The following is an 8249-nucleotide window of genomic DNA, read 5'->3' as shown; positions in this document are numbered from 1 at the left end:
AGTTATCAGTTATCAGTTATCAGTTATCAGTTATCAGTTATCAGTTATTAGTTATTAGTTATTAGTTATTAGTTATTAGTTATAGTCATTTCAATTAAGATTGAGAATATAAATGCCAGAGTTCATAAGGTTTTCATCGGTCTAGAGTGGATCAGAATTATCTGAAATGACTATATCAGATGTGAGTTATCACTAACCCAGGCGGGCGTTGGGTTTCATACTTCAACCCAACCTACGTTCTGATTACTGATCACTGTTTACTGATTACTGTTCACTGAAAGGGGTATTCGTGAGAGAGGAAGGGTAAGGGGATTAATTCTCCTGTTGCCTCGCCGATTTGTACTTTTAAACCCTCTCCTCCCGCTTTTGTTTTCACATAACCCAAGCCAAAATCCTCCAGCACACTGGTGAGTAAACCGACTTTTTGCGCTTCTAAAATAATCGGGGTATTGCTGGGGACGGGTTGGCTGAGTTTTATGCCCCAAAGTCTTTGTTTTACGCCTTTATAGGTGTTAAGACGGGCGATAGTTTCTTGACCAATATAACAACCCTTATCAAAGACAATCGCTCGCCATAAACCGGCCTCTAAAGGGTTATAATCTTCGGTTAATTCTCGATCGACTGCCGGTCGGCCTTGATGGATTCTCAGGTATTCCCACACCTGCTCATCTGCGGGAGTAACGCCATTTTTAATTAAATTTTCCCAGAGGGGACCGGCTTCGGCGGCGGCAACGATTAAAGTGTATCCGGGTAGGTCTAAGCCGGTGCCGACGGCCACTCTCAGGGCGGGTTGAGAAAGGAGATAATGACTATGCTGCACCCCCGTTAAAATATGCTCTGGAATGGCGATTTTTTGCAGGTATTGCCCGCTTTCAGCACCGATTAGGGTGACAATGCCAAAATTATCGGTTAAGTCGCTAATTTCCACTTTATCGAAGGGGAAAATATAGCGATCGATCAATTCCAGTAAAAATTGACGACGTTGGGGAGAAACGAGGATGAGGAGGGAATCATCGCCGGCGTAAACTGTGACAAAATCGAGGGTACGACCGGTAGAGTTAAGGAAAATTGTCTCACAACCCTGACCCGGTTTCAGGCGATCGATCGCGTTACTGGTTTGATTGTGGAGAAAACGCAGTCGATCCTGGCCTTTTAATTCTAATAAACCCCAATCGGAGCGATCGATTAAAATTGTTTGGGATGCTAAACTTTGGGGATCATTGTGGTAATCTTTGAGAAAATTAGCGGCATACTCTGCCTTGATCGTTTCTAAATCTGCTTTCATTGGGGTAAATTAGCGAATAATCGGTTAATAATGCGCTCGGTTTTCGTTTCCAAACTCTGCCAATCTAGTTCACCGGTGGGGTCGAGGAGACTGGTATCGATGGTGACGCTCTCTCCTTCATCGGTGGGATAATCGAGAAAACAGACTTGAAAACAAAGTTCCCAAATATTTACAGTAACGGAGCGATCGAGATAAGTCAAACAGAGCAGATAACTGGGATAGGGATCTTGAATTTCTGTATAAGTTCCTTTCCAGAGGGAATTTTCTAACTGTTTACGCAGATTATCCAGCACCCGAATAAATGCCGGCTGCATTAATAATTGTGCCTGTTCCCAAGCGGTAATATCTTTAAATTTTGGATTCATCTTATCAGTGATCAGTTATCAGTTATCAGTTATCAGTTATCAGATTTGAGGATTAAGTGATAAAGGCAGTTATCAGATTTGAGGATTAAGTAGGTAGGCACAATTATTTGTAGGATGGGTTAGCGGTAGCGTAACCCATGCGGGCGTTGGGTTTCATGCTTCAACCCAACCTACGTTTATTTTATATTTAATTCCACCCACCTACTTAAGTGATAACGGCATGAACAGTGCTGTCTTTTCACTGTTTACTGTTTACTGTTTACTGATCACTGGTTACTGTTTACTGATAACTGATAACTGATTTAAGCTGTTACTAGGGTTGCTTCCTTAGCTGCCATCATTTTCATCAGGTCTAACATCCGGCAGGAGTAACCCCACTCGTTATCGTACCAAGAGACGACCTTAAAGAAATTGGCATTAAGTTGAATGCCTGCTTTAGCATCAAAGATACTGGAACGGGGGTCAGTGATAAAGTCACTCGATACCACTTCCTCATCGGTATAACCGAGGATGCCTTTCATCGGTCCTTCGCTGGCGGCTTTCATAGCGGCGCAGATTTCCTCGTAACTGGTGGCTTTTTCGGTTTTAAAGGTTAAATCCACCGCCGAAACGTTGGGAGTTGGCACACGGAAAGCCATACCGGTTAATTTGCCTTTTAGGGAAGGAATAACTAGGGTTACTGCTTTGGCTGCTCCCGTGGAGGAGGGGATAATATTTTGACCGGCGCCGCGACCACCGCGCCAATCTTTTTTCGATGGACCATCCACGGTGGGTTGAGTGGCGGTCATCGAGTGTACCGTGGTCATTAATCCTTCCGCCAGTCCGAAGTTATCGTTAATAACTTTGGTGATCGGGGCCAAACAATTGGTGGTACAACTAGCGTTAGAGACGATCAGATCTTTAGCGGGATCGTACTCATTATCGTTAACTCCTAGTACAATAGTACGAATCTTGTCGGGGTCTTTGGTGGGTGCGGAGATAACCACCCGTTTAGCCCCAGCTTCTAGATGTTTTCCTGCCCCTTCTGCGGTGGTAAATAAACCGGTGGACTCGACCACATAATCGGCCCCGGTTGCACCCCAGGGCAGTTGAGCGGGGTCTTTAATCGAGTAACAGGGGATAAACTTACCATCCACGACGATGCCATCTTCTTTCGCTTCTACCGTACCCTGAAAACGTCCGTGGGTGGAGTCGTATTTGAGCAGATAGGCAATATTATCGGAGGGAACCAGATCATTTATACCAACAAACTCGAAATCAGGATTTTGGATACCCGCCCTAAAAACGAGGCGACCGATACGACCGAATCCGTTGATGGCGACTCTTACTTTTGTCATGAAAAAAACTCCTTTGCAGCTGCGATAAGCTTAGGCACGATCAAGAAAAAACAATCCGAGAATTGATTAGCCTGTAGAGAATCACTATATATGCTAATCAGCTTTTATTGATCGCTAGATGAAGTATAGAAAGATTTTAAGTTTCAGTGCTTCCAAGATAAAAAATAATAAATTTTCTACCCTAGTCTTCCCCGCCACCGGCATCGAGAAAACCTGATTAGACCCTTGCCGACCAACGAAAATATGATTATATAGCCTTTTGGGAAAAGTTGACATTAAAAAATAATTAAAAGCTTTCTGAGAATTTGTGGATTCCTAAGTTAAGAACATATTAATATGCCTTTAAAAGCGATTTAAAAACCCCGCCCGACTGACATAAATTCCCCTAGCCGGATTGGCAAAATATAGCTTATTTTAATAGTTTTTTGCGCCCCAAAAGGTTAGACTCTTGATTACAGTTTGAAAACTGACCGAGGGTTAACCCTCTCGATAATCTGGAGAAATTGTCTATCAACTCTCTTAATCTCATCGTTCATAGATATTGGAGAAATATTCATGGTATCCGCACCAGAAAGACCCTTAACAGAACAAAATCCCCTTTCTCAAGATGAACTCTACAAAACCCATGCCTATTGGCGCGCTTGTAACTATTTAGCTGTAGGTATGATTTATCTGCGCGATAATCCCCTGCTTAAAGAACATCTTAAACCCGAACACGTTAAGTATCGTTTACTTGGTCACTGGGGAGCAAGTCCGGCCTTAAGTTTTACCTACGTTCACCTCAACCGTTTAATCAAAAAATACGACCTCGATGTGATTTTTATGGCAGGTTCTGGCCATGGAGCGCCGGGGGTACTCGGTCCGGTTTATCTAGAAGGAACCTATTCGGAAATTTACCCCGATAAAAGTGAAGACGAGGAAGGATTACAAAAATTCTTTAAACAATTTTCTTTTCCCGGTCACATCGGCAGTCACGTCACCCCCGAAACCCCCGGTTCTATCCATGAGGGCGGCGAACTGGGTTATAGTGTTTCCCATGCCTACGGTTCTGTTTTTGACAATCCCGACCTTATTACGGCCGTGGTGGTGGGTGATGGGGAAGCAGAAACCGGTCCCCTTGCTACCGCGTGGCACTCGAATAAATTCCTTAACCCGATTCGCGATGGTGCGGTACTGCCAATTTTAAACTTAAACGGCTATAAAATCGCTAATCCCACCATTCTCTCCCGTATTTCGACCCACGAGTTAGAAAGTCTCTTTGTCGGTTACGGTTACACTCCCTACATCGTCGAATGTAAGGAGGATGAAGACCTCATGCACTGCCATCAAAAAATGGCCGCTACCCTAGAACACTGTATCAATCAGATTCGCTCCTATCAACAGGAAGCTCGCAGCACAGGAGTGGCTAAACGTTACCCCTGGCCGATGATTATCCTCCGGTCCCCCAAGGGTTGGACAGGTCCGAAAAACGTTGATGGTCATAAAGTGGAAGGATTCTGGCGCGCTCACCAAGTCCCCATGGGTGCTATGCAGGAAAACCCCGACCACTTGAGAAAATTAGAGGAGTGGATGAAAAGCTATAACCCGGAGGAATTATTTGACTATACCACGGGTAAATTTAAGCCGGAATTTAAAGAACTCGCTCCTATTGGTCATCGTCGCATGAGTGCTAATCCCCACGCTAATGGCGGATTGCTGCGGAAAGACCTAAAAATGCCCGATTTTCGTCAATATGCCGTAGATATCACCCACCCGGGCCAGGTGGAAGCGGAAAACACGGGAGTGATGGGGGTATTTTTGCGGGATGTAATGCGAAATAATATGACTAATTTTCGCGTTTTTGGTCCGGATGAAACCGCTTCTAATCGTTTAGCGGCTCTCTATGAAGTGACTAAAAAAGCTTGGTTAGCTGATACCTATCCAGAGGATTTAGATGGTAGTCAATTATCTCCCGATGGTCGTGTGATGGAGATGCTGAGTGAACATACTTTAGTCGGTTGGTTAGAGGGGTATTTATTATCTGGTCGTCACGGTTTATTTCACTCCTACGAGGCTTTTGCTCATGTTATTGATTCCATGTTCAACCAACACGCTAAATGGCTCGATATCTGCAAAAATCATGTGCCTTGGCGCGCTTCTGTTTCCTCTTGGAATCTGTTGTTATCCTCGGTGGTTTGGCGGCAGGATCACAATGGTTTTAGTCACCAAGACCCCGGTTTTATCGATTTAGTAACTAATAAAAGTGCCGACGTGGTGCGGGTTTATCTTCCCCCCGATGGGAATTGTTTATTAAGTGTGGCTAACCACTGTCTCAAGAGCAAGGATTACACTAATATTATCGTTGCTGATAAACAGAAACACCTGCAATACTTGACTATCGAGGAAGCAATTAAACACTGCACCAAAGGTATCGGTATTTGGGATTGGGCAAGTAACGATGATGATGGAACTAATCCCGATGAACCAGATGTAATTATGGCTTGCTGTGGGGATATTATCACTAAAGAATCTTTGGCAGCAACGGCAATTCTACGGGAGGAATTCCCTTACTTAAAAGTTCGCTTTATCAATGTGGTTGATCTGTTTAAATTACAGTCTGAAAGTGAACACCCTCATGGTTTATCGGAACGGGATTTTGATAGTTTATTTACCCCTGATAAGCCAATTATTTTTAATTTCCACGGTTATCCTTGGCTGATTCATAAACTTACCTACCGTCGCAGTAATCAGGAACGTATTCATGTGCGCGGTTACAAAGAAGAAGGGAATATTAATACTCCCCTAGAATTAGCGATTCGTAACCAAGTGGATCGTTTTCATTTAGTAATTGATGTCATCGATCGCGTGCCAAAATTAGGTTCTGCTGCCGGTCATGTGAAGGAACGGATGAAAAATGCTATTATCGATAATCTCGATTATGCTTTTACCAATGGTATCGATAAAGACGAGATTACTAACTGGAAATGGCCCTATTAATTAGGCTAGAAAGTGGTTTAGGTGATGATAATTTATTAGTTTACCGATAAATTTCATCTGCCTATTCCACCTAAATATATTTAATTTACTAAGCCAATTAAAATCATCAATATTGCGAGTTACAATTGTTAAATTATAAACGAAAGCTGTTCCCGCAATAATGGCATCTCCTAAGGACATCTTTCTGATTTGTTTTAAAGTTACTGCTTGGTTAATTACAGGTTGAGAGATGGGTAAGATTTGAGAAACATTAAAAAATTCTTCAAAATAGACTTTATCCTGATGATTTAACCGATGGTAGCCTAAAACTTCCAGATAGGATAAAGCAGATACATAAGGATAATTTTCTGCAATAAACTCCTGGAGAAACTCATTTTCTAATTGAGCGGCATAGATAATAATATTGCTATCTAATAACATGATTTAATCCCGATCAGGAAGAGAGCGATCGCACCAATTTTGTTGTTGCCACTGTTGGGTATCAACATCAGTAAAAGTATTATTATTAGCATTTTTTTTCAAAGCATTGGCCATTTTTTGACCGTTAGATCGATTTTCACCAATGATATTTTCTTCTAGTAAGGTAATAAGTAGTCGTGCAAAATTAATTTCCTAGTGAAGATAGGCAAGAGGCAAAAAGCAGGAGGCAAGAGGTGGTTAGATATGTGTAATTAATTTTGCTTAGGTACTTATAAACATTAACAGGATATTCGGAGTTAATTTTAGGGGTTTCATCAAGCCATTGAAGGGTATTATTTTTCAAAATTGCTTTAAAGGTTTTTAGCATAGTTTTCTCCACCGTTAAATGATACAGGATAAATGATTCAGACTAGCCCTAACCCAATTTTAACACAAGACCAACCCAACAAACTGCCTTACCTCAATCTTTTAAATTAACGTCTTTGGATCATTTTATCAATAGACAACAAATAAAGTGCATTATACTTTGTTAATGCACCCGACAAGAAAAGCGATCACACTTCCAATATTCTGCCAAATGCGATCGCAAATTCCCATTTTTACAGAAAAAATGATAATATAAAACTCAAATTTGAACTATTGTTGTGGAAAGATACTAAGATGACAAAAATACAATTAATTCAAGCGGAAATTGAAAGCCTTACTTCTGATGAATTTTTGTATTTAAGAAATTGGATCAATAAGTTACACGATCAACAGTGGTAAAAACAAATTGAGGAAGATTACATAGCTGGAAAACTTGATTTTCTAATTGAAGAAGCATTATTTAAAAAAAGCAAAAATTCATCACTCTAACAATATGTAAACAAATAATTTTAGGGCGATTTTCCCTATCATTATAATGACAATTAACGGCATCTTTTACCATTTCTCGTAAAGATTGTAAATCATCGGCTTCGGTAAAAATAGACTCGCCTAATGCCCTTGCTGTATATCCCCCTTCCGGTGCATCTTCCACTAAAAAAACTATTTCTGTCATATTTCCTTCTTTACTCTCTAAATTTTTGCAGTAATTTTAATTATAGTTTGTTTAGTTTTTTATATAGCACTTTTTAAAGCTTACAAGATTAGCGTTCGCCGTTTATCAACCCTAATCGCCTCTTTATTGCCAAAATGTAGTTAAACAAAGTGCAACCCAACACCAACCAAATAAATTAATAGTTGATCATGTTGGGTTTCGTGCCTCAACCCAATCTACCAAATCGGCGAGCGCACTAAAACAGAGGCGATCGCACTGATGTGGCCTTACTGGGGAAAAAATGGTATGATAATAACAATTTATGAATATTATTGGCAAGTAATTATGTCATCTTTAGTTATCTCACAACATATTGAAATCACTGCTAGTATCTGTGGCGGAAAACCTCGTATTGCTGGACATCGAATTAAAGTTCAAGATATTGTAATTTGGCATGAAAGAATGGGAATGTCACCAGATAAAATTATTTATCATCATCCTACTATCACCCTAGCAGATGTTTATGCAGCCTTGGCCTATTACCATGACAATCGAGAAGAAATTAGACGACAACTTGAAGCAGGAGAAACTTTTGCTAAACAACTACAAGGCAACAAACCATCTTTAATTGAGAAAATATTAAATTGACGAGCTAAAATCGTTATGAAAAAACTTAGAGTTTATATCGATACATCAGTCATTGGATTCTGTTTAGATGATGAATTTTCCTTAGAGTCCAATCAATTGATGGAAGCCATTAAGCAAGAAAAGTTTATTTTGTTAATGAGTGATATCATTGTTAGCGAATTAATTAATGCCTCCCAAGCGGTTAAAGATATTTTATTATC

Annotated in this window: 7 protein-coding genes and 2 pseudogenes; 3 read left to right on the top strand and 6 right to left on the bottom strand. The window is 40.7% G+C overall.

The genetic code is table 11. From position 1 onward, the window contains the following. Positions 1-271 precede the first annotated feature (271 nt). From ACE1AQ_RS15950 to gap, 3 genes are all read right to left on the bottom strand, one after another. Entirely contained in the window at positions 272-1285 is a 1014-nt protein-coding gene (locus ACE1AQ_RS15950; RefSeq protein ID WP_110546038.1) for a folate-binding protein YgfZ, read from the bottom strand. Beyond that, positions 1282-1650 (bottom strand): hypothetical protein, encoded by a 369-nt coding sequence (locus ACE1AQ_RS15945; protein ID WP_008200332.1) that lies wholly within the window; start codon positions 1648-1650, stop codon positions 1282-1284. Before ACE1AQ_RS15945 ends, ACE1AQ_RS15950 begins: the two co-directional genes overlap by 4 nt. Before the next feature lie 302 nt (positions 1651-1952). Further along, positions 1953-2987 (bottom strand): type I glyceraldehyde-3-phosphate dehydrogenase, encoded by a 1035-nt coding sequence (gene gap, locus ACE1AQ_RS15940; protein ID WP_002739710.1) that lies wholly within the window; start codon positions 2985-2987, stop codon positions 1953-1955. 555 nt (positions 2988-3542) lie between these two features. Here gap and ACE1AQ_RS15935 point away from each other — a divergent pair. Then, entirely contained in the window at positions 3543-5963 is a 2421-nt protein-coding gene (locus tag ACE1AQ_RS15935; RefSeq protein ID WP_110546039.1) for a phosphoketolase, read from the top strand. On the opposite strand, the gene ACE1AQ_RS15930 is transcribed toward ACE1AQ_RS15935, so the two are convergent. The 3 genes and pseudogenes from ACE1AQ_RS15930 to ACE1AQ_RS15920 all read right to left on the bottom strand — a co-directional run bounded on the left by ACE1AQ_RS15930 (position 5964) and on the right by ACE1AQ_RS15920 (position 7422). After that, entirely contained in the window at positions 5964-6383 is a 420-nt protein-coding gene (locus ACE1AQ_RS15930; protein ID WP_008200348.1) for a type II toxin-antitoxin system VapC family toxin, read from the bottom strand. A gap of 3 nt (positions 6384-6386) precedes the next feature. Next, a pseudogene (locus ACE1AQ_RS15925) lies at positions 6387-6750 on the bottom strand (hypothetical protein). 459 nt (positions 6751-7209) lie between these two features. Beyond that, the gene (locus ACE1AQ_RS15920) at positions 7210-7422 is read right to left on the bottom strand and encodes a 2-oxoisovalerate dehydrogenase E1 subunit beta (RefSeq protein ID WP_008204776.1); all 213 of its coding nucleotides are present in this window, start codon (positions 7420-7422) and stop codon (positions 7210-7212) included. A 324-nt stretch (positions 7423-7746) separates the two neighbouring features. Here ACE1AQ_RS15920 and ACE1AQ_RS15915 point away from each other — a divergent pair, with 324 nt between their 5' ends. Beyond that, positions 7747-8049, top strand: a complete 303-nt coding sequence (locus ACE1AQ_RS15915; protein WP_106909917.1) for a DUF433 domain-containing protein — start codon at positions 7747-7749, stop codon at positions 8047-8049. Between the two features lie 15 nt (positions 8050-8064). Further along, a pseudogene (locus tag ACE1AQ_RS15910) lies at positions 8065-8249 on the top strand (hypothetical protein); the annotation flags it as partial.

It is taken from the genome of Microcystis sp. BLCC-F209 (assembly GCF_041928595.1).
In the GTDB taxonomy this organism is placed as follows: domain Bacteria; phylum Cyanobacteriota; class Cyanobacteriia; order Cyanobacteriales; family Microcystaceae; genus Microcystis.
Note: the sequence above shows the minus strand (reverse complement) of the source record. Positions and strands in the feature narration are given on the sequence as shown.